Below are 22,157 nucleotides of genomic sequence, written 5' to 3' on the forward strand. Positions count from 1 at the left end.
GGAAGAAGGAAGAGGTAAGAAGGAAGAAGTAAGAAGGAAGTAGATAGGGAATCAAAACCCAACCAATTTTAGAGGATATCTGAAAAGTTTTTTGATACTGAATTTTGCCCCCCTATCCCCCCAACTTTGGGGGGGAACAAGAGTCAATTTGCTTGCTCTAGTCCCCCAAAATTGGGGGATGCGCGGGGGCTTGGATTTTGACTACAAAAAAATCTCTTAATTACAGAAGATTCTACTTTAGTAAGGTACACCTATGGTGGGCAAGATGCCTGAAATAGAAACATTTAATTGTTAATCTATGTACTTCTTATGGGATAAATCTACTGTATTTTTCTCTATTCCTTCTAACGCTTAATTTAATTTCAAAGCTATATCCTAAATAAGTTGTTCTTTTCAGTTTAACTAACTCTCGGCTAACAACTTTTAGTTATTAGCTTGGGCTGAAATACTCGGCTGATACGCCAGATAATTTAAGAGGGGTTAAAATATCCTTAGAAATTGTTTTTCTTTCGGTTTGACTATAAATCTAAGCAGTAATGCTGAGTATTGAATTGCCGTTTGCGGAGCATTCCGTCAGGAAATGCTTTTTAACTTTCAGTTACAATATTGACATAATAAAACTTATATGGTATATAGGATAAGTTATGGAAGCATTTAGCCCAACTCCTCCCCAATGGACAGAATCTTCAATTCATGTTTTTCAGTTCTCCTGTCCTAAATGTGGGGCAGGTACAATAGACGCACAGGCAGTTTGGATTAATCGACGTTCCCCTGTCTATGGAGAAAATAGTCGTCGCAAATGGCAAGAATTTTATCATTGTAAGTGTGGTTGTAGTTGGTGGGCCTGGAGTAGCGATCGCCCACCTTCTAAGTATGCTCCTAGCGATCGAGATGAGGATGAATGTAATGATTTAGATCCTTTCAGTTAGAAACTTAGGGTATTCCTGCTTAACGAAGTCAGAAGTCAGTAGGGGTGGTTTCCTACGGAATGCTCCGCAAACGCGAACCACCCGTACAGAAGTTATTTTTGTAACGGGGATTTGAACTCCGCTCCAAAAATATTGCGTCTTAAAAGGCGGGGTTTTAGACCCATATTATTTTGATAATAATGGTATACAGGGAAATAGTATATAACAAACAGGAATACCTAGCACGGGAGCAAAATGCTCCCACTTTTCTTATAACAAACATTGCCGGACAATGCACGACCACCAGAGTCATTTTTCCTCTTTCTTTACTTCTTACTTTCTTATAGTCCAGAAGTCTAATAGACATATGCATGAAAATTCAAAATAAAATCAATTCTTATCCTCAAATTACAGAGATTAACAATTAAATGAATGCAAGTGCGGGGATCTTGCCCGCGACGGGTGTACCTCATTAAAGTGGAATTTGCTGTATCAATTATTTATCCCTGTTCCCTCTTTTCTAGAGATGTTTAATGAATGCCGTCTGGAGGTGATAAGTAAATGTTTTTAAATAAAATAAATATCTTACTAATATTTCAGCAAAACCTAATTTTATTTGCCTACTTTTTAATTTTTTCAAAATCTGTAATAGCAGAACCTAGTAAAAACAATGTTCTTCCGATAAATCAACAACAATTTGTTAATCAAGCTGAAATTTTTGCCCAACAAAGAATAATTCCATCTCAGCTAAAAGCTATTAGAAAATGGGAAGAATAATTATTAAAATGGCAAACATTAGGAGATAAATCTCAAGAAGCATTAACCTTAATTAAACTCGGTGAAATTTACAGAAATATTGGCGCAACAAAGCTGGCATTAGAACACTACAATAAAGTATTAAATTTATATCGAGAATTTGATAACCGCCTCCAGGAAGCATTTATTATTAGTCAAATTGGTAGTATTTATATTATTGAGCTAGAACGACTGGAAAAAGAAAGAAATTTTCAATCATTTCATGGTTTGTTTGTCAGTTCTGGTCAGTCTCAATTATTGTTAGAAAAAATTCATAGCACTCCAGAAAAAGCATTAGAACTTTACAAAAAATCTCTCGCAATTTACCAGGAACTTAATAACTTATCTGGAGAAGCGAGGATTCTGAATAGAATGGCTCAGAGCCGATATTTATATGATGGTAATGAAGGGAAACAGAAATTACTCGAAAAATCTTTGGCTATTTATCAAGAAATTAGGGATAAAGAAGGAGAAGCTTTTGTTTTGGGTCTTCTCAGTGAATTGAATCTTATTGAGTATAGAAATGATGGAGTAGGATGGGATTTATTTAATCGAGCTATGGCAATTTATCGGGAAATTATATCCCAAAATGGCGATAATTTTACGATAGGTCAAGCCCAGGCAAATCTATTAACAATTGCTGTGGATTATTGGTGGTCAGATAATCAACAAAAAGCTTTGGAATTATACGAACAGTCATTAAAAATTTATCAAGCAATTGAGGAGAAAAAAGGCAAAGCACTGGCGATAAAAAAGATGGGCGATCGCTATGGTTGGTTAGAGGATAAAGAAAAGCAATTAGAGTTTTACACAGAAGCACTGAGTATTTATCAAGATATTGGCGATGGTATTGAAGCAGCTAATATTTTGGATAGTTTAGGAAGAGTTTACTCTGATTCGGGAGATTTAGAAAAAGCATTAGAATTCTACAGTCAAGAATTAGAAATACTTCAGGAAGCTAGTCAATTTTACACTCAAATCGGAGATTCAGAAACTGCCTTGATTTTTGAATATCGTCAGCCTGTTATTTGGTTTGCTATTGGAAATATTTACTCTAAATTACAAGATGAAAAAAATGAAGTAGAGGCGTATAAACAAGCAAGAAATATTTATCAAAAATTGGGAGATAATGAAGGGGAGACAGATTTTTTGATTAAAGTTGCTGAATATTATGGGAATCAAGAAAACCTGGAAAAAATGGTGGAATTTTTAACGCAGGCTGTGAAAATTTACCAGGAAAAGGGCGATTTTAAAGCTGAAGCTAATCTCTTGCGTGACAAAATTGCTGGAATTTATTTCTATCGATTGAAAGATTCAGAAAAAGGATTTGAAGTTCTGAATAAATCTCTGAAAATTTACCGACAAATTGGCGAAACCGAGGAAGTGACAAAGACTCTCAGTCGGATTGGCTATTTGTATCTCTATACTGCTGAAAATGAATTACAAAATCCATTGGAAAGTAAACGAAAAGCACTAGATTTTTATAGTCAAGCTCTTTTATTTTATCGAGAAATTAATGATTTTAGTGAAGAAGCATATATCCTCAGAACTATTGGCAAAATATACTATGAATTAGGCAGTAAAGAGAAAGCTTTAGAAGTATTTGAGCAAGCAGGAAAAGTTTTTATAGAAAATGGTGAAGATAAAAAAGCAGTAGATATTTTCACCAATATTGCTCGAGAAGACTACATTAAATTTGGAGATAAGGAAACTGCTTTACAATTCTATTATCAAGCCATCCCAATTTCTCAAAAATTAGGAGATTACAAAAAGGAAGCATGGATTTGGCGAACTATTGGTCAGCTTTACTATGAATTAGAAAATCCAAACAAAGCATTAGAAACTTTTAATCAAGCACAAAGTATTTATCAAAAAAATAATGACCGTTCAGGAGAAGCTTGGACAATTTATGAAATTGGTAAAAGTTACACCATATTAGGAGATTTCAAAAAAGCTCTAGATTCCTATCAGCAAGCTTTACCTATTTATGAGCAAGAAAATGATGCACCTCTTCGAGAAAGACGAAGCCTTGATATATTGATTAGAATGAGTCGAATCTATGCTTATTTAGGAGATTCAGACAAAGCTCTAGAATTTTGCCAAAAATCCCTAAGCTATGGTCAAGAAATTCTTCAATCAAAAACAATTTCAAACACAGAAGTATTTAGGGAAATTGGTAAACTGTGCTATCAAATTGACAGTCCAGAAAATGCTTTAAATGCCTTTGAACAATATCGTATAATTTATCAAAAACTGGGACCAGATCTAGAAAGAGCAGGTCTAATGCGAATTGGTAAAGATTATACTGAATTAGGAGACTCAAAGCAGGCATTATACTTTTTCAATCAAGCTAAGAAAGTTTATCAAAATAGTGGTTTTGATGAGGGAGTTATAAATACTTTAATTTGGATTTCTCGGATTTATTTTCAGGCTGGAAATTATCAAAATGCTTTAGATTCTTTCAATCGAGGTTTGAGAATTGCTCAGAAAATTGAGAATCCTAACAAACAAGCCTTAATACTAAGTGAAATTGGTGATACTTACTCTGAATTAGGAGATAAAGAAAAAACTTTAGAATTCTACAATCGAGCATTGATAATTTACAAAAAACTCAGAAATTATAATCAACAAACCGATATTTTGAACAAAATTGGTAAACTTTACCAGCAATTCGGAGATTTAGAAAAATCCCTAACATTTTATCAGCAAGCCTGGAAAATTTCCCAGGATAATTACCCTCTTAAATTAGTCTCCATCTCTATGAATATTGCTGCAATCTACTCTGAACTCGGAGAATTAGAAACAGCCTTAGAATTTTTAAAACAAGCTCTAAATTCTCATGGAAAAAATTATTCTTCTTTGCATACACAGATAGGTAAAGTTTATTCTAATTTAGGAGAACTCGAAACAGCCTTGCAGTTCTTTAATAAATCCCTAGAATTACTTGACAAGAACTATCCCGAATCAAAAGCAGAAAACTTGTTTGGTATTGCTAAAGTCGAACAAAAACAAGGTAATCTCCAGACAGCTTTAACTCAAATAAAAACAGCAATTTCTTTAATAGAAAAAACACGAACTAGCAAAAATTCTCCCGAAGAACGTCTTACCTTTTTTACCTCCAAACAAGACTATTATGAATTTTACATCGACCTATTAATGGAACTGCATCAACAAAATCCCTCTCAAGGATATGATGCTCAAGCACTGAATATCAGCGAACGTTCTAAAGCAAGAAGTCTCCTTGAACTCCTCACCGAAGCAAACACCGATATCCGCAAAGGTGTTGAACCAGAATTAGTCATTCAAGAACGAAATTTACAACAACAATTAGATGCCATTGAGCGACGACGGGTAGAACTTTACATTAGTGAAAAAGAAACCCTAGAACAAAAAACAGCGATCGAACAAGAACGACAATACCTCCTCCGAAAATATCAAGAAGTCCAGGCAAAAATCCGCGAAAAAAGTCCGAGTTATGCAGCTATCACTCAACCTCAACCCCTCACTTTAAAACAGATTCAAGCACAAATTCTGGATAATGATACACTTCTGTTGCAATATGCTTTAGGTAAGAAGCGTAGCTTTCTTTGGGCGGTTACTAAAAATAGTATTACCAGTCATGAACTCCCTCCAAAAGCATTAATTGAAAACATAGTTAAAGAATTTCGTTTTACTATTACTGATAGACGAGTAGATCCATCTTTGTTATTAGAAATCTCTCAATCTCTCTATGAGATAATTTTAGCTCCTGTTGCTCCTCAACTGAAAGATCGACGCTTGGCGATCGTTAGTGATGGCATTTTACATTACATTCCCTTTGCTGCCATTTCCTTACCAACAACTTCATCAGAAGCAAATTATTTACCTTTAATAAGTAAGCACGAAATTGTCAATCTTCCTTCTGCATCAACCTTAAGTATTCTACGTCGAGATGCCCAACAACGAAAAACTGCACCCAAAACCATTGCGATAGTTGCCGATCCAATCTTTAGTCCTGATGATACCCGATTAAAAACTGCCGTATCAACTCAGAATGAAAATAGGGAACAATATAACCTCAATCGTGCCGCTCGACAAATGGATGTAGGAATTTGGCAACGACTCCCAGAAACCCGAACAGAAGCAGAAGCAATTCTCGCCCTTTTGCCAAACTCAGAGACTATCTCCTACTTTGATTTTGTGGCAAATCGTACCCAGGTAATCAATTCTCAACTGAATCAATACAAAATTATCCACTTTGCTACCCACGGACTACTTAATAGCATTAACCCTGAACTTTCTGGAATTGTGTTATCGATGCTAGATCCACAGGGAAACTTGCTGAATGGATTTTTACGTCTCCATGATGTTTTCAACCTGGATTTTTCCGCAGACTTAGTAGTGTTGAGTGCTTGTCAAACTGGATTAGGAAAACAAATACGGGGAGAAGGGTTAGTAGGATTAACCAGGGGATTTATGTATGCAGGTACACCTCGCGTACTTGTCAGTTTGTGGAATATCGACGATGCTGCTACTAGCGAAATAATGAGTAGATTCTATAGGTTGATGTTACAAGACAAATTATCACCAACAGAAGCATTAAGAAAAGCACAGTTGGAGATGGTTTCTGAGACTCGTTGGAAAGAACCTTATTATTGGGCAGCTTTTACTTTGCAGGGAGAGTGGAAAGAAAGTCAAGGGAATAGGGAATAGGGAACAGGGAACAGGGAATAGTTAATATTAACAAATAGTTCAAACAATCCAAAATACAAAATATAAATTATTCCCCCTGTTGCCTGTTACCTGCGCGCAGCACTTGCGGTGAAAATATCAGGAACGGGCAAGATGCCCATTCCACGCTTGTAATACCATTTTCTGTATTTTCATCAAAGGAATATTTTGCTGTCTAGCTAATGCGACACAATCTTCATATTCAGGTTGCACATTTACAATTTGATTCCCCATCTTTGCCACTTTTAACCGCACTGCTCCATAGTCTGTCTGCACCCGATCAATTGTTCGCTGCAAAATAGCCCGTTTTTGAGTAGAGCGACGAATACCCAGAGTTGTAGTCTCTCGAAATATTACCTCCTCACAAGCAGATAACTTTTCCGGTAGACAAATAACAGTAAGTAACACTCCTAACCTAGATTTTTTCATTGTCACAGGTTGAGTAAAAACATCTAATGCACCTACTGCAAATAGAGCATCAAAAGTATAAGCGATCGCTTGAGGAGTACAATCATCTATTTGAGTTTCCAACACCATTACAGTTTCTAGGTGTGGATGTGGGGAACTGGGAGAATGATATTCTGTAAGTTGAGAATGTGGAGTATTAACCTCCCCTGCTCCGATCCACAAACGTAGAATATTAGGAATAGCTAAATCCCGGGAACCCGCACCCAAACCCACACATTCTAGAGACATTGACGGTGGCGAGCAAAAACTACTGGCCAAAGTACAAGCGATCGCGCTACCTGTAGGAGTACACAATTCTTTTTCAATGCCATTACTATAAATCGGAACCTGATGCAACTCCCAAAGTTTTAGCACTGCTGGGACAGGTACAGGTAACCGACCATGAGCCGCCCGCACAGTACCCCCACCAGTGGGCAAAGGCGAACAATATAATTGGTCAATATTCAACCAATCTAATCCTAAACAAGTCCCCACAATATCAACAATAGCATCAGTTGCCCCTACTTCGTGAAAATGTACCTTCTCTGGGGCAATACCATGTACGGCACCTTCAGCTTCAGCCAATTTGTGAAATACAGCTAAACTCCAAGCTTCAGCACGTCGGGGCAATCCTGCTTTTTTGATTAATGCTTCAATTTCTGGCAAGTGACGGTTGTGAGAATGATTGTGTTTTTCCGTACTTTGGTCATTTTCTGAATGGTGAGAATGATGGTGGTGGTCAAAAGTTAGAGGTTCTCCATTTTCAGGATTTGCAGAAGTTAGATTGACATGAAATTTCGTAGCTAGTAAACCATTGCGATGCACTTTTTCAGTGCTTAACTGATATTCCTGGGAAATGCCGAGAAGATTGAGTTTTTCTATCAGATATTCTAGGGGAACACCCGCATGGACTAAAGCACCCAAACACATATCGCCCGCAATGCCAGTGGGACATTCAAGGTAAGCTATTTTTTTCATAAATTTTAGGTCTTAGGTGGTAGGTGATTCAATAATTAATAATTAATAATGATTGCTCTGATGATTAAATCTCAAAGTCTTTACAAATAAAGGTTTGAAGATTTTTAGGTATCAAAAAGTGCTAGCTTTTAGGTAGTTCCGGTTCAAAAATGAGCGTATTTTGGGCCATAGTTGGGGAGAAGCCAAATTTGTAGGGCGCATATTTACGGCTAAAATCTAGACTTTGAAAGGCTTTTAACAATCCGTCGCAGGGCATCATTGCATAAGTGTCAGTTTACTACATTTAATACTCCCCATCTCCCCATTACTAAAGATATATAGCAAACTTTTTGAGATTTAGTATTATTTCTTCCTTCCTCTAAAAAGCCTTCCTCCGCTACGCTAAAGGACGGGTCTTTAAACCCCATTTTTTGGTAAATTTTTCCAATCTAAAATCTAACATATGCTTTTTCTATAATCTAAAATAATAATTATGGCAATATTCTATGAACTTCATCCTGATACACCCCAACAAAGACGCGTAGAACAAATTATTAGCGATCTGAAAAATGGGGCAGTGATGCTTTATCCTACGGATACCGTTTACGCGATCGGTTGCGACCTCTATGCTAAATCTGCTGTGGAGCGAGTCAGACAAATTAAACAACTGTCTAATGATAAACCTCTGACATTCCTCTGTTCCTCTCTGTCCAATATCGCCAATTACGCTATTGTGAGTGACTCAGCCTACCGAATCATCAAACGTTTAATTCCTGGCCCTTACACATTTGTGTTGCCTGCCACAAAGTTAGTCCCACGGCTGGTGATGAGTCCTAAGCGAAAAACAACGGGTATTCGGGTTCCAGACAATCAATCTTGTTTGTCTTTGTTGGAGACTTTGGCCAATCCCATCATTTCAACATCAGCTCACATTACCAGTGATGCGGAAGGAATGGCCCCAGTAGATGTAGGAGCAGTTACTGGTAAAGCAGAATTATTTGATTGTCTAGAAAATTTAGTGGACATAATTGTTGATGACGGTTCTGATCCTGGATATCAAGTATCCACTATCCTGGAATTAACTGGCCAAGAGCCAAATCTCATTAGGCAAGGTCTTGGAGTTGAAACTGTAACAGCTCTGATTGGTTAATACAGCAGAAGGCAGAAGGCAGGAGCCAGAAGGCAGGAGCCAGAAGGCAAAATCTGCCTCTGTACGGAGGTTCCATGCAACGTCCCTACTCCCTGTTCCCTGCTCCCTATTCCCTAATATTTAAAGAGACATGATATTAGGTAGTAGGTCTTAAGATTTTCCCTTCTTCCCTCTTCCTTACTTCTGTGTCCCTTCTTCCTTCTTCCCTCTACCCTCTTCCTTCTTCCATAAAACCTACAACCTAAGACCTACTACTGTGCCACTTGTGTTTTTGTTACACGGGTGGCACTGCCAATTTGAATATTGTCACAGTCTCTTTGAGTTGGATAATTTGGTAAGTAAAGTTCTGATTTTCAATCTATATCTAGCTTTCGTTGATTTTAGACCGAAATCCGGAAAATATACTTCTGATAGTGAATTAGAGAATTGGTTGTTAACAGAAAAACCACATCATAAAAGTGGAACCCTCCTCTGCAAATAGTTGGGTGAACTTTCCTATAGTCGTAACTGTAGAGGCAACAAAGGAATCACACAGATTTCAACCAACACCTAATCACTCTACATGATTACTTCGTACACCTACCGTGCATTATTCAAAGGTAAAATCAAATGACTGTTAACATTGCCCACACCCCCAACTCCCTGAACACAAACCCTGCTATTGCTCCAGAAGTTAACAACAGCAAAGTTGAAAATCACAATACAGCGAATACTGTACTAGAAATGAATACTGAAACTTTAGCTGCTGTAGTTTTGCAAGAATTGCAAGGTACTTTGAAAAGTAAGCCAGCAAAAGCTGAAACCATAATCACTCGCATCGCCCAAGAAGTAGAGCGGATTTGCCAAAAGAGTAATCGGATTCAAAATTCTGGTGAAGTTCAATCTTGGCAACTTAGTTTGGCTCGTCATCGCTTGCAAAAGTGCGTACAATACTACAAACTTGGTTCTAAACAAGGTCGGGTAGAATTACACTCTCTGCTAGCTTCTATGATTTATCGTCATATTGCTTCTTTTAGAGCACAATTGAGTTTCCAAGGTCGCTATAACTTGATTGAGGATTTTCTGCAAGGTTTTTATATTGAATCTTTAAGAGCTTTCCGCCGGGAACACAATCTGGAGCAAGACTATACTCCTAGAGTGAAATTAGAATTAGCAGAATATATGGCATTTACTGAACAGTACGCCAAGCGTCAAATTGGTTTGCCTGGCCGGAATCGTCAAAGATTGATTGTACTCCGCGCTCAAGGTTTTGCTAAGGGTCAACCTCCTGAAACTTCTCTTGATATTGAAATGGCAGTTGAGTCTCCCAAAGGTGAAGATGCAGAAGCTTTTAGTCGGTCTTCTGCTGTGCAACAAGTACGGGAGCAAATGGTTTCTGAAGCTGTTGACCCTGCTGAGGCTGTATTGCGCGATCGCGTGATTTCTGAATTAATCAATTACTTGGAAGTTCAAGGTCAAGACCAATGTATTGATTATCTGCGTCTAAAATTACAAGATTATCAAGCATCTGATATTGATAAGGAGCTAGGTTTAACTTCTCGTCAACGGGATTATTTACAACAACGTTTTAAGTATCATGTTGAAAAATTTGCTTGTTCTAAAAATTGGAAGTTAGTGCATCAATGGTTAGGTGCTGACATTGACCAAAAATTAGGTATGAATTCTAATAAATGGGAAGCTTTCCAGGCAACTCTTTCTCCTGAACAACAGCAAATTTTACAACTCAAGCGCAATGGTGAAGATGAACAATCGATCGCGAAGACTATTAAATGTACTCCGAAACAGTTACAAAAACGTTGGGCAAAATTGTTGGATATGGCTTGGGTCTTTCGCAATAGCGACCAAAGTTAGTATGGTATTAAAAATGAAACAGATTCTTTTTACTCATCCATCAATTAAAGTTTGCGATATGGGTCATCCTGCTTCTGTCTAGGGTGGGCAATGCCCACCTTATGGAAGTCATACCGTTTCACGGAAGTTATAAGTCGAAAGTCAAAAGTCAAAAGTAAGATTTTATAGATCTACAAAACTTTAATTATACAGTAATTTCAGGAAATTATTTAACATTTAAAGTTTGAAACTATTTGTGACATCTTTAAACTGAATTGGTATCAGAAGTCAAAAGTCAGAAGTTAGAAGGCGCGAAGTGAAAGTTGATAGACTTAAAGTATTGACGTTTACAATAATTTCAGCTTATTATTCCACATCATCAGTTGCTGACTATTTGTGACATCCTTAGAGTGAATTGGTATTATATTCAGTCTATTCAAGATTGTTATGTTATTTAAAATACAAATTAATTGGGACTAATATTCTGTTGAGATCGGCAATTATTATTATATTTAGTAGCCAATAGCCAGTTAGGGGAGTTGTCCGATTAGCGACGTACATTCGTCATTAACTATTTTGAGTTCAGGATTACCATTCCATCAAACAATGAAGCTATTTAAACTATAACCAACTATCAATTATCAATTATCAATTACCAATTACTTACTTTCACAGATATTATCAGTATTTAACCGAAAATAATTTAATCAGTATAAATACCCTCTTATTTTTTGATAGAAATTTTTCCCATCATTCTCATTAAATCAATACTATTTAATCAATTAGATATTTTTAAATATAAAATTTTAATATATTAGTTAGCTGGAGCTAATTAGCAGTTTTGGATAAAAATTAGATATATTGGATAAAGTAACGATTTATTAAAATATATGTCTATCAATATAGCTTTGGCTCCTGATTTGACTAATCGAGTGGCCAATAACTACTCTCAAATTAAGCAAATCTTTGAAACTATTGATGCTCATAGCTGTCCATACTATTATAACTTTCATCTACATACAATTTACTCGGATGGAAAGTTAAAACCTGAAAGTTTGATGGAGCAAGCAATTGCCATCGGCCTTAAAGGTTTGGCCATTACCGATCATCATACTGTTGCTGGTTATCAAGTAGCTAAAAGTTGGTTAGAAAACTGGAAATCTAATGATGGAGACCGCGAGCGGTTAGCACCGACTTTGTGGAGTGGAGTAGAAATTAACGCCAACTTAATTAATATTGAAGTACATATTCTAGGATATGGCTTTAACCCAGAACACTCAAGTTTGCAGCCCTATTTAACAGGAAAAGCGACTCAAGGTCAAGAATATCAAGCTATTAATGTCATCACTGCAATTCAACAAGCTGGTGGTTTAGCGGTACTTGCTCATCCCTGTCGTTATAAGCGTTCTGCTACCGATCTAATCAAAGCAGCAGCTAAGTTAGGAATTGATGGTGTAGAAACCTACTACGGTTACACTCATACTAAACCCTGGTATCCTAGCCCAAAACAAACAGAACAAGTGAAAAAACTCAGTGCTACTTATGGTCTACTTAATACCTGCGGTACTGATACTCATGGAAAAAATCTTTTACTACGTTTATAGGGTGGGAATATCTCTATTCCACCCCTATAATTAAAGCTGTATTGATATACTCCCGATGTTGCGCTTAGGCGACACCACAGGATTAAACTAGCGTGCGGAGTCGCTGTTTATACACCAGGGTCTTCTACCTGTATTTTTATTAGACTTGTCGCTATTCTATTATGAACTTCCTTTACTAGAGTTCACAGAAATTCTTACTGTTTCTGTTAAATTGAATTGCCAGACCTCTTTATTTTAGTGAAAGGGGTCTGCTGTTTTTTTAGCTTCCATTTGCTATCATTATTGTTGTTACAAGCATTACCCCAAAGCTCATTAGCAACAAAACAATTCCTAGAGATATTGACTGGCCAAGATGTAATGATGATTTTGATACTCTCATGATTTTTATCACAGTTTGTTAAATTGATGTATTCAGGATAACAAGTGTTGTAAGAGTTCGAGGCAAATATTAATATTTTGTGATTAAACTTATATTTTATTGATATTAGACATCTTTAGATAAAGAGGGAGTAGGAAGTAGAATGAGCAAGCTATTTAGCATTATTTATTTTATTTAGGACTTATACCATGTCCGGTTGAACAGTTATAAATAAATGATGGAGAAGTCAGGAGTCAGGAGTTAGAAGTCAGGAGGGAAGAAAGGAGAAGAGAAGGAGAAAGTTTTTTTATCACTAATTATCCGGACATGATATTACACATAAACGCTATTGGTAGTGGATTGTTTAATCTAAAATAGTGCAATAGAATAGTCAGGAAAAAGTTGCTATTTTAAAGATAACAGCTTTGAAGAAAAATGGAAAATCACAAACAGGCGATCACTGTCAATTGGTAGCAGGAAACAAGCGATCGCTATTGAATTGATAGTGATAATTATTGAGTCTTAGGCGGTCTCAAAAACCGGATCAAGATGTTTGAGTTCAACCCTAGCATCATCAGTTGAGAATTGCCAGCTCACCTTAGAGGCAGTTTGGTTACGCTCGGTTTGCCATGCAATTAATTCTTTTTCCAATTTTGGCGTTGCACAATCAGGAATGATGAAATCCGAAAGTAGATATTTTTGGATAATTCTTTCCTCAATATATGTATAGTTTAAAATCTATTATCATTCTTTAATGTGCAACCCCCCCAATTTTTCTTTGCTACAAATTCTTCGCTCTAAACATTGTTTCGATCAAATACTTAGTTCAGTCTCGGCTACATTTAACCAACTACCATTGCCAGGGGTATGGTAAATTTCCAATCTTCGAGCTAAAGGGTGGGTTTCTGGAGCTGGAAATGCTTCATAAAAAGAAGCGATATTATGGGTATTGAGATGATCACAAACTAACTTGACTTTTTGAGCAAATGGAATTGTCCACATCCAATAATTGCCTCACTTCTTCTGCCCAATCTATTCGAGTCCGACTATCTCGATTACTAAGCCGCCGCCATCCTCTGTTAGGATCAAAAAACATGAACAAAGCTTGTACTCCTTCAGGAGTATAGTGATCATCTTCTTTTTTGTCTTCTCCTGGCTTCATGGGGATGGTTTCGTAGAGATGTCCTTGAAGTTGCACAGAGGCTTCATCCATATTAATTAATGGTTTTTCTTCAGAATGGACACTGCTGTAAAGATCGAGAACAACTTCCATTTAGGAGACAAATCTGGCTAAATCCCTTTCTGGAATACAAAACCTTTGGATTTTCCAATGTCAGTGCCTAAGTCCTGATATTATTATCTTTACTTCTCCCCCACTCCCCCACTCCAATGTGGAGTGGGAGCATCTTGCTCCCTTGCTTGTATCTTGCTCCCATGAAGCGTCGTTGTTCATCCTCATCTACCATTCCGCGAGCAGGACTATCATACTATTTAGTTAACCCATGCTCTAGAGCATAACGAACTAATTCTGTTCGGCTGTTTGTACCAGTTTTCGTAAATAGTCTACTGACATACTTTTCTACATTGCGGACACTGGTGTTTAGGTCTCTAGCTATTTCTTTATTCATTAGCCCTCTGGCTACTAAATCTAATACACTTTGCTCTCTTGGGGTTAAATCCATTTTAATTGGTGATGGGGTTTGAGCGATTGTATTTTTCCCCATTAACATTGCTTTAATTTCGGCAATTTGACTTGCTAAAACAGCAATATCTGAAGTATTTTCCCCTTCATTTGGGCTTTTCGCTACTATTCGACGTTCTAACAAATTTTCTACTATAGCTACTAACTCCTCAGGATCGAAGGGTTTAGAAAGGTAAGCATCACAACCTGCTTGATAACCTTGAATGCGGTCTGTAGTCATTCCTTTGGCTGTCAAGAATACTACTGGTAAAGCTTTAAATCTTGGATCTTCTCGTAATTTTTGTAGAAATTGATAGCCATCTATTTGAGGCATCATAATATCTGTAATTACTAAGTCTGGTAAATATGATTGTAGGATATCCCATCCTTGATTAGCATTACTGGCAACGTTTACATTAAATCCACTATCTTCTAAATAAGCTTGTACGGCTTCCCGTAACCCTGGTTCATCATCTACTAATAATATTTTGCTTGGCATTTTTAATTTTTCCTCTAGCTTATTTTTAGCTTGAATCATTCCAGGCATATAGATTTTTCTAGTTTTACTACTTTCTATAATTTAGCTAATTTTCATTATTAGTGGAGCTAAAATAATGTATGGTTTATAACACTTGACAAAAAGTTATTAAGTTATTTTTAAATTTTATGGAGCAGATTTTGCCAGTAACTTCAACCCGTTCCTAATGTCAATAATGAAGGTATTAGATAATTAATTAACGGGCTTTGTCCTCAAGGTAGAGGGCAAGAGGCAGACTGTACAAGTATTTCCATTAGACATCTCCTCCAAAAGAGGGAACACCGGATCTGGGAACAGGGAAGAGTAATGGATGATTTCTGGATAAGAATTGATTTTACTTTTTATCCCACATTCTGCAGGTTATAGTAGAAATTTTAAATATTTTTCAAGTAAGGCAGGGTAAGGAATTCAATATTTTGGCCATTAGGGATTTAGGTGAAAAATTTCTCCCTTTCAGCTGATCGCATCCATTCAGTTTCCTAGAGGATGTATTGCTATTGTACTCAAGGGCGCGATATAGCTACCGCTAGGATCCGCCAACGCATTTAATTGCTTCCTAACCCATCATTAATATCTCTAGACTATTCAATGACAGAATCAGCAAGGATTTGAGACTAGCGATCGCTATTTGGCCACACAGAAATGTTGACAGTGATATCATCTGTAAATTGACTCTCCCAAAAATCAGCAGCTTTCCGAAAACCAATATCTGCTTGCGTATTGTCAGTCGAAGTTAAATTGATAGTTAAAGCTCGTACCTCAGGCACTTTAACATATAGTGATACAACCGAACTTAGAACTGTTAGAGCTAGTAATCTACTATGTTTCATATTTAGAATTTTGGAGTTCTGAAATTATGAGCATCCAGTAAATGTAAATGCACAAATTTAATTTTTTGCAGCATTTCTTTACTTATTGATGGAGAAAATAGCAAACATTTTCCAGTCAGTGCAAGTGTTTTTACAGAGCTTCATCAAAACAACATATTTCTCCCATCCATATATTTGTGGTTAAAAGTCTTATATCATGTCCGGTTAAACAGTGATAAATAAATAACTACGGAGTCCTCAGGAGTCAGTCCTCAGGAGTCAGGAGGAAAGAGGTAATAAAGAAGAACAACAGCAGAAGAAGGAGAAAGTTTTTTTATAACTAATTATCCGGACATGATATTACAGAATAAACATTCAAGTATAATTTATAGCAATGTGCGCTGGCATATTTACACATTATTTTTTGTACACCTGTTCGCTTACTGCACTTTGAGCTGGACATTGTAAATACCTGAGCGCACATTGCTATAACTAAAAAAAATATTTAAAGACTTAATGAAGTTTGACTTAATTGCAGGGTTTAATCTTGACTTCTACTACCCTAAAATGTTACTTATATAAGATTATTTATTGACGTTTGTACCCGATAGCTAATTGCTACATCTCCAGAAATTGTTTGAGTCCCACTCAAATACTTATAGAACCCATTTGAGTTCTCCTTACCTAACATCAGCCTTACATTTTCTTGGTTTAATCATGATTGGCATAAATAGTTATCACTCAACCACTATCTAGCCAAAAATTGCTCGATATACTAGCTACTTCAGAAGCTAATTTAGCTTGAATAAAAATACAAAATAGGTTCTATAAGTTCTAATTATTAAGATAGAAAAAAAACTATCACATCTATCACATGATACCTAACAGCTAACTTGGGAGCGATCTGTTAAAATTTCATAACCAGTATTTGTTACCAATACTGTATGCTCAAACTGAGCTGAAAGAGAATTATCAACAGTAACAGCAGTCCATTTATCGGATAAAATTCGTGTAAATCTAGAACCAGCATTCAGAATTGGTTCAATAGCTAAAGTCATGCCTGCTTTGAGTTTCACATTTGGCAAACTTTTAGTTCGAGAGTTAAAAACAGAAGGTTCTTCGTGTAAATTTCTTCCCACACCGTGACCTGTAAATTCTTCGACTACACGAAAACCATTTGCTTCTACATGATCTTGAATAGCTCCTGCAAGATCGAGTAGATAAGCACCAGCTTTGACTTGTTCGATACCTTTATACATTGCTTCTTCTGCTACACGAATTAGTTTGGCTGCTTCAGGAGCAACTTCAACTACGCCAATGGTAATACAAGAGTCTCCATGAAATTCTTGATAGTAAGCTCCTGTATCTACTTTTAAAACATCACCAACTCGAATAACTTTTTTCTTGCTGGGAATACCATGGACAACTTCGTTATTTATGCAAGCACAAATAGAACCAGGAAAACCATGATAACCTTTAAAACTTGGCGTTGCCCCCATTTCTCGAATGCGTTTTTCTGCATATGCATCTAGGTCAGCAGTTGTCATTCCTGGTTTAACAATCAGAGAAATTTCTTTGAGTACTGTTGCGACTATTTTACAGGATTGTCGCATAATTTCTATTTCTCGTTGAGATTTAATTTCTATTCCTCGACGTTGTTTTTTCTTAACAGTAGGACGTGGCTTAGGTTTTGCGGGAGTTGCGAGTATATTACTAAAAATGTTCATGTTTTCTGACAAGTTGTTAACTAGCTATCAGCATTTTTTGTACCGAAACGCTTTTTAAATATTATCTATGACATCTTAAAGTCTAGGTAGAACTAAAGTCAAATGTCAAATTGATGCCTTGACTGAGACAAGATAAATTGAGAATATTTAAACTCTACTTGGAATTGATAGATTGAGACTTTTTTTGACTAAAATATTATGAAATTATTGGTTTACTAGTGCAGGATGGCGGAAATAACTAACCAGTTAAAAAAGGTTCAAAAGCTTGTACAATAACCTTTCTTCCCTTCTGCCTTCTGCTATCCTAGATAACTAAAGCTATCCTAGATAACTAAAGCTATCCTAGATAACTAAAGCTATCCTAGATAACTAAAGCTATCCTAGATAACTAAAGCTATCCTAGATAACTAAAGCTATCCTAGATAACTAAAGCCTTCTGCTTTTTTGCACTAGCTTTTTTTGATGAGATCTACAAGACTTACGCATAACCACCACATATACTAGGGGCGTTACGAAGAACGCCCCTACAGATGGTGTATAATTTCTACTTTGCGTAAGTCCCGATCTACTCAGAATTTTTAATACTGCAAATTTCAGGATCGTGAGGTACAGTTTAAGACTAATCTATACTTTTTATTCATTTGTTTGTTGTTCCCTATTCCCTATTCCCTCACAGGAGTGCACATTCCCTCACAGGAGTCAGCATTCCCTTGCGTCTGATGCCGACGCGGGATCTGACCGCTTGCGTCTGTCGCCGACGCGGGGTCGCACCGCTGTTCCCTAAAAGCATAAAACTTTGTACCTTATCAACTCGAAAACTTCTGTAATTCTATGATTCTACTGTAGTTGTATTTGATTCTGTATTTTCCTTGGGTTTCTTTTTATTAAATAAGCCACTCATAATAATACCTGTTACTAACATCCAGATCAATCCGATACCATTTAGGAGTACATAAAAAGGTTTAATGTCTTCTCCAAGATATTCGGCTTCGTGAATTACCATTAAAATATGTGCCTGGTCTCTGGATAAACCAAACCAATTTCTACCAAGTCGGTAAGCTACTCCTGTAATGACAGTGACAAATAATGGTAGAAAAACTATTGGGGCTATTATTCTATGTAATTTACGGAATGTTTGTTTCATAATTTCCTTTAAAGTTTAAAGTTACCAGTAATGAAGTAAAGTGGAATATTTAACGGTTTGCTTGATTGTATTTTTTTCTAGAAGCAAGGCTATCACATACTACTGGACTGACACAGCTAATTTTGTGCATTAGAAAATGGGGGGATGGGGTGATGGGGAGATGGGGTGATGGGGTGATTATGAAAAAAGCTAATGCACCATTTAAGCTGTGTCGGTCCACTACAATAATTGAATGCTGCATTTTACAGCACTTTTTAGGGAGCGTGAGGTATAGTTTTAAGATTAATCTTTTTTTCCCTACTCCCTACTCCCTAAAGTCCTAAAATTTTGTACCTCATCAACTCCAAAACTGCTGTAAAATCTTCAAAGCATTGTCCAATTTACTCTAAGGATTTAACTTTCTAATAAATTCTAGAGGTAAACCATCACAGTCAGCAATAAAAGCAACTTCATAAACATTATTTCCAATCATTTGTTGAGTAGGCTCTAAAAGAATTTTCAATGGTTGAAAAATTTCTGGTTGTGCTGCTGCTGTAGCATCAAATTGTTGTTTTAAATCATTTAACCAACTAGGTAAATCTGTAGTATTTTGAGTCAAATCAAATGATAAATGATAATATCCAACATAATGCTCATCCCCAAAAGCATCAGGTGCAGGTTTTGGCTGAGGAATTTCAATCAGTTCAATTCTGCCATTTAATCCCTCCATCCAACAAGCTAAAGTATAGCCTGTAGTAAAGCGTTCGCAGACCGTAAAACCTAGTTTTTCATAGAAAGCGATCGCCCGATGAATATTGGCTGTCCGAATCGAGGCATGGTGCATTCTAGTTTAATATTTTTAACCTGATTTTCAGTATTAATTTTACAGTAAATAGAACTCAGTTAAGACTAATTTATTTTGGCAATAAATAAGGATAACTTTTCAAGAGAAAAGGGAAAGACTTTTCAGCTATCAACCCTATTCAATCAATCAATATTTATAAATCATTTATAAATGCTAGACCTCTTGCAAAAGTTTTAATTAAATCAATTCAAGATATTAAATCAACAATTTCACCTCCCTATTCCCTATTCCCTATTCTCTCTCTTGGTGCGCGTTCCCTTGGGTCTGTCGCCGACGCGGGGTCGCACCGCTATTCCCTATTGCCTGACTTCCGCAAGAAGTCTGCGGAATAGTTTATTCAAACAATCGAAAATAGGGATATCGAACGGGTACTCCTGCTTCTTTGTCCAACTGAAAATTGATTACTTCCCAGCAAGGCTCATCCTTGGGGTCGGGACTAAATTCTACAGGTAAACCATAAAGTTTGGGCTTACAGGAAGAGTCAGAGTTAGAACGCCAAGGGGTACTACGTTCCAAATAGGTACTAACCAACTCCTGATATCTTTGAGCAATAATCAAACGAGTAGCTCTATATCCTTCAGTATAAAGTCGATCCAGCGCTTCATGGATTTCAAACCTAATACCATCGGGATGAGTATGTTGCCGATACCACTCATCGTTCCATAGACGCCAGTGACGGCCAGACTGAAGATGACACAACTTACCAGTATTTGGGTCAACCTCAAAAGCTCCGTGACGAGGACATAAATACGTATCTGTCAAGGTGAGAGCTGGTATGGTCTGGCGACAGTGAGGACACTGAATTTCAGGGCCAAACATTGGGTATTGGAGGGCAGAATTGATAGAGGATTGGGTCATAGTTTCTAGAGAGCTGTGGTGACTTAATTATAGTTAGCTTGGTTAAAGAATCTGAGCTAAATAGCTACAGGATAGTTACTAAAGTACTACATCAAACTCTTAACCTACATTATGGGGTAGAGAATTTGTGATGTTTCAACCAGGAGTCAGGAGTTAAATATTTTTTAGCCTATGGCAAGGAACGGGTTGATTAGGATATGGACTAATGATGAATCTTAGATTAGGTAATGTTTTTCCCACTGTTTCCTCTTGCCTGTTGCCTGTTGCCTGCTATAAAATTCCGATTAAGCAAACATCACTAATATTAACGAAGATCATGTCAAATCAGCCCTCTTTTTGGCCTCCTCCAGATTTATCCCAAGCTGCTTTTGTGGCAGATAACGCTGTAGTTATGGGTGTTGTGGAAGTAGGAGTGGGAGCTAGTATTTGGTATGGGACTGTTGTCCGAGGGGATGTAGAACGGATCGTGATTGGAAACCATAGTAATGTCCAAGATGGGGCAGTGCTTCATGGAGACCCTGGTTTAGTAACTGTTTTGGAAGATCATGTGACAATTGGACATCGAGCTGTGATTCACTCAGCTCATATAGAAAAAGGTTGTTTGATTGGTATTGGAGCTGTAATTTTGGATGGTGTACGGGTAGGGGCAGGTAGTATTGTGGGAGCTGGGTCTATTGTCACTAAGGATATACCGCCATTGTCTCTGGTGGTAGGAGTACCGGCGAAAAAAGTTAGGGATATTTCAGAGTCAGAGGCTGCTAATTTAATTGAACACGCTCAACGTTATGAAAAGTTAGCTTTAGTCCACGCTGGCAAGGGAACTGATGTTGGATTTACCAAGTGAAGTCAAAAGAAAAGTGTATTTGAAGTCAAAAGTCAAAAGTCAAAAGTCAAAAGTGAATTGAGGCTTATAAGTAGTCAAGCAAAATTAATTGTATATTTGATGGTCAGGTTAAATAGGTAAGAAAAATTATTTTTAGATCGACTGCTCAAGGACACAAATGTATTTTATCAAAATAATTTGGTCGTGCAACCCTGGCTTTTAAGGGGAAATATTTTTGGAGCTTTGCTAAAATTCCCGTTACAAAAATCACTTCTAACTTCTGACTTCTGACTTTTGACTTCTGACTTCGTTAATCCCTATTCCCTATTCAAATTTTGCTCAAAAAACTTAATTTTAGATTAAGATTATAAGAAATGATAAATCTTTAAAAATCTTTAGGAGGGGAGTAAATGGAATTTGACTTTCGTTTGTTAATTGTTCTATTACCTATAATTGCTGCTGGTGGTTGGGCAGTTTACAATATTGGGGCTGTAGCCATTCAACAAATCCAAAAGTTCTTAAACAAAGAAGCTTAGATTCAACCTCAGCTCTTTGCTAAAAAACCGACTGTTTCTTACACTCAGACAACAGTCGGTATTTTTATTTATTAGACATCTCCTTCAAAAGAGGGAGTAAGGAGTAGGGAGTAGGGGGAAAGAATTGAGAATTTATGTGGGGTAATTGATTTTATTTTTTATTATTGGAGATGTCTATTAGACATAGGCGTGAAAAAGATATAGACTTTTTGTAAAAGTAGGGAATAGAAAATAGGGAACGGCGGATATGGAAAGATTTTTTTAGGAAAAAAACACGGAAAATGATTTTTTGAGTTATTACACTCTAGTTTATAGCAAATAAAGGGCAAGTTTATTTTATGGAGATATATATTAATTTGTAAGCATTTCCTCCGGAATGCTGTGCAAACAGCCGTCAGCTATCAGCTATTACTTTTAGTTTACGATCAAAGCTTTATT

At 36.7% G+C, this 22,157-nt stretch carries 15 protein-coding genes and 1 pseudogene; 8 read left to right on the top strand and 8 right to left on the bottom strand.

Features of this window, described 5'->3' with window-relative positions; genetic code table 11:
- Positions 1-644 precede the first annotated feature (644 nt).
- The 3 genes from F6K27_RS00150 (at position 645) to F6K27_RS00160 (ending at position 6,395) form a co-directional block, all read left to right on the top strand.
- Positions 645-929, top strand: a complete 285-nt coding sequence (locus tag F6K27_RS00150; RefSeq protein ID WP_124145216.1) for a hypothetical protein — start codon at positions 645-647, stop codon at positions 927-929.
- A 540-nt stretch (positions 930-1,469) separates the two neighbouring features.
- Entirely contained in the window at positions 1,470-1,685 is a 216-nt protein-coding gene (locus F6K27_RS00155; protein WP_287273836.1) for a hypothetical protein, read from the top strand.
- Positions 1,686-1,931: 246 nt separating this feature from the next.
- Positions 1,932-6,395, top strand: a complete 4,464-nt coding sequence (locus F6K27_RS00160; RefSeq protein WP_287273835.1) for a tetratricopeptide repeat protein — start codon at positions 1,932-1,934, stop codon at positions 6,393-6,395.
- A gap of 117 nt (positions 6,396-6,512) precedes the next feature.
- Here the strand turns inward: F6K27_RS00160 and larC are convergent, their stop codons facing one another.
- Positions 6,513-7,838 carry a nickel pincer cofactor biosynthesis protein LarC gene (larC, locus tag F6K27_RS00165; protein ID WP_287273833.1) on the bottom strand — a complete coding sequence of 442 codons (1,326 nt, stop codon included), beginning with the start codon at positions 7,836-7,838 and terminating at the stop codon, positions 6,513-6,515.
- 472 nt (positions 7,839-8,310) lie between these two features.
- On the opposite strand from larC, the gene F6K27_RS00170 reads away from it, so the two are divergent.
- The 3 genes from F6K27_RS00170 to F6K27_RS00180 all read left to right on the top strand — a co-directional run bounded on the left by F6K27_RS00170 (position 8,311) and on the right by F6K27_RS00180 (position 12,401).
- Positions 8,311-8,967: an L-threonylcarbamoyladenylate synthase gene (locus F6K27_RS00170; protein WP_287273829.1), complete on the top strand. Its 657-nt coding sequence runs from the start codon at positions 8,311-8,313 to the stop codon at positions 8,965-8,967.
- Positions 8,968-9,576: 609 nt separating this feature from the next.
- A complete protein-coding gene (locus F6K27_RS00175; RefSeq protein WP_287273827.1) occupies positions 9,577-10,818 on the top strand; it encodes a HetZ-related protein in 1,242 nt (413 codons plus the stop codon).
- A gap of 869 nt (positions 10,819-11,687) precedes the next feature.
- A complete protein-coding gene (locus F6K27_RS00180; protein ID WP_287273826.1) occupies positions 11,688-12,401 on the top strand; it encodes a PHP domain-containing protein in 714 nt (237 codons plus the stop codon).
- Between the two features lie 880 nt (positions 12,402-13,281).
- Here F6K27_RS00180 and F6K27_RS34250 read toward each other — a convergent pair.
- The 7 genes and pseudogenes from F6K27_RS34250 to F6K27_RS00220 all read right to left on the bottom strand — a co-directional run.
- A pseudogene (locus F6K27_RS34250) lies at positions 13,282-14,089 on the bottom strand (transposase); the annotation flags it as partial.
- 157 nt (positions 14,090-14,246) lie between these two features.
- Entirely contained in the window at positions 14,247-14,939 is a 693-nt protein-coding gene (locus tag F6K27_RS00195; protein WP_287273824.1) for a response regulator transcription factor, read from the bottom strand.
- Positions 14,940-15,592: 653 nt separating this feature from the next.
- Positions 15,593-15,808: a hypothetical protein gene (locus F6K27_RS00200; RefSeq protein ID WP_287273822.1), complete on the bottom strand. Its 216-nt coding sequence runs from the start codon at positions 15,806-15,808 to the stop codon at positions 15,593-15,595.
- A gap of 860 nt (positions 15,809-16,668) precedes the next feature.
- The gene (map, locus tag F6K27_RS00205; RefSeq protein ID WP_287273821.1) at positions 16,669-17,514 is read right to left on the bottom strand and encodes a type I methionyl aminopeptidase; all 846 of its coding nucleotides are present in this window, start codon (positions 17,512-17,514) and stop codon (positions 16,669-16,671) included.
- A gap of 829 nt (positions 17,515-18,343) precedes the next feature.
- Positions 18,344-18,658, bottom strand: a complete 315-nt coding sequence (locus F6K27_RS00210; RefSeq protein ID WP_287273819.1) for a PepSY domain-containing protein — start codon at positions 18,656-18,658, stop codon at positions 18,344-18,346.
- 385 nt (positions 18,659-19,043) lie between these two features.
- Positions 19,044-19,481: a VOC family protein gene (locus F6K27_RS00215; protein WP_287273818.1), complete on the bottom strand. Its 438-nt coding sequence runs from the start codon at positions 19,479-19,481 to the stop codon at positions 19,044-19,046.
- 354 nt (positions 19,482-19,835) lie between these two features.
- On the bottom strand, positions 19,836-20,360 hold the full coding sequence (locus F6K27_RS00220; RefSeq protein ID WP_124147436.1) for a TIGR02652 family protein: 525 nt from the start codon (positions 20,358-20,360) through the stop codon (positions 19,836-19,838).
- Positions 20,361-20,676: 316 nt separating this feature from the next.
- On the opposite strand from F6K27_RS00220, the gene F6K27_RS00225 reads away from it, so the two are divergent.
- Both F6K27_RS00225 and F6K27_RS00230 read left to right on the top strand, forming a co-directional pair.
- Positions 20,677-21,204, top strand: coding sequence for a gamma carbonic anhydrase family protein (locus tag F6K27_RS00225; RefSeq protein WP_124147465.1), 528 nt, complete (start codon positions 20,677-20,679; stop codon positions 21,202-21,204).
- 389 nt (positions 21,205-21,593) lie between these two features.
- Positions 21,594-21,719 (top strand): photosystem II protein Y, encoded by a 126-nt coding sequence (locus tag F6K27_RS00230; RefSeq protein ID WP_124147437.1) that lies wholly within the window; start codon positions 21,594-21,596, stop codon positions 21,717-21,719.
- Positions 21,720-22,157: the final 438 nt, after the last annotated feature.

The organism is Okeania sp. SIO2F5, assembly GCF_010692685.1.
GTDB classification, from domain to species: Bacteria; Cyanobacteriota; Cyanobacteriia; order Cyanobacteriales; family Microcoleaceae; genus Okeania; species Okeania hirsuta.

Bases quoted from the DNA above. Each gene is read 5' to 3' on its own strand.
- F6K27_RS00175 (WP_287273827.1), top strand. From the start codon at position 9,577: ATGACTGTTAACATTGCCCACACCCCCAACTCCCTGAACACAAACCCT.
- F6K27_RS00225 (WP_124147465.1), top strand. From the start codon at position 20,677: ATGTCAAATCAGCCCTCTTTTTGGCCTCCTCCAGATTTATCCCAAGCT.
- F6K27_RS00230 (WP_124147437.1), top strand. From the start codon at position 21,594: ATGGAATTTGACTTTCGTTTGTTAATTGTTCTATTACCTATAATTGCT.
- F6K27_RS00200 (WP_287273822.1), bottom strand. From the start codon at position 15,808: ATGAAACATAGTAGATTACTAGCTCTAACAGTTCTAAGTTCGGTTGTA.
- F6K27_RS00180 (WP_287273826.1), top strand. From the start codon at position 11,688: ATGTCTATCAATATAGCTTTGGCTCCTGATTTGACTAATCGAGTGGCC.
- map (WP_287273821.1), bottom strand. From the start codon at position 17,514: ATGAACATTTTTAGTAATATACTCGCAACTCCCGCAAAACCTAAGCCA.
- F6K27_RS00170 (WP_287273829.1), top strand. From the start codon at position 8,311: ATGGCAATATTCTATGAACTTCATCCTGATACACCCCAACAAAGACGC.
- F6K27_RS00195 (WP_287273824.1), bottom strand. From the start codon at position 14,939: ATGCCAAGCAAAATATTATTAGTAGATGATGAACCAGGGTTACGGGAA.
- F6K27_RS00210 (WP_287273819.1), bottom strand. From the start codon at position 18,658: ATGAAACAAACATTCCGTAAATTACATAGAATAATAGCCCCAATAGTT.
- F6K27_RS00215 (WP_287273818.1), bottom strand. From the start codon at position 19,481: ATGCACCATGCCTCGATTCGGACAGCCAATATTCATCGGGCGATCGCT.
- F6K27_RS00155 (WP_287273836.1), top strand. From the start codon at position 1,470: ATGTTTTTAAATAAAATAAATATCTTACTAATATTTCAGCAAAACCTA.
- F6K27_RS00150 (WP_124145216.1), top strand. From the start codon at position 645: ATGGAAGCATTTAGCCCAACTCCTCCCCAATGGACAGAATCTTCAATT.
- F6K27_RS00220 (WP_124147436.1), bottom strand. From the start codon at position 20,360: ATGACCCAATCCTCTATCAATTCTGCCCTCCAATACCCAATGTTTGGC.
- larC (WP_287273833.1), bottom strand. From the start codon at position 7,838: ATGAAAAAAATAGCTTACCTTGAATGTCCCACTGGCATTGCGGGCGAT.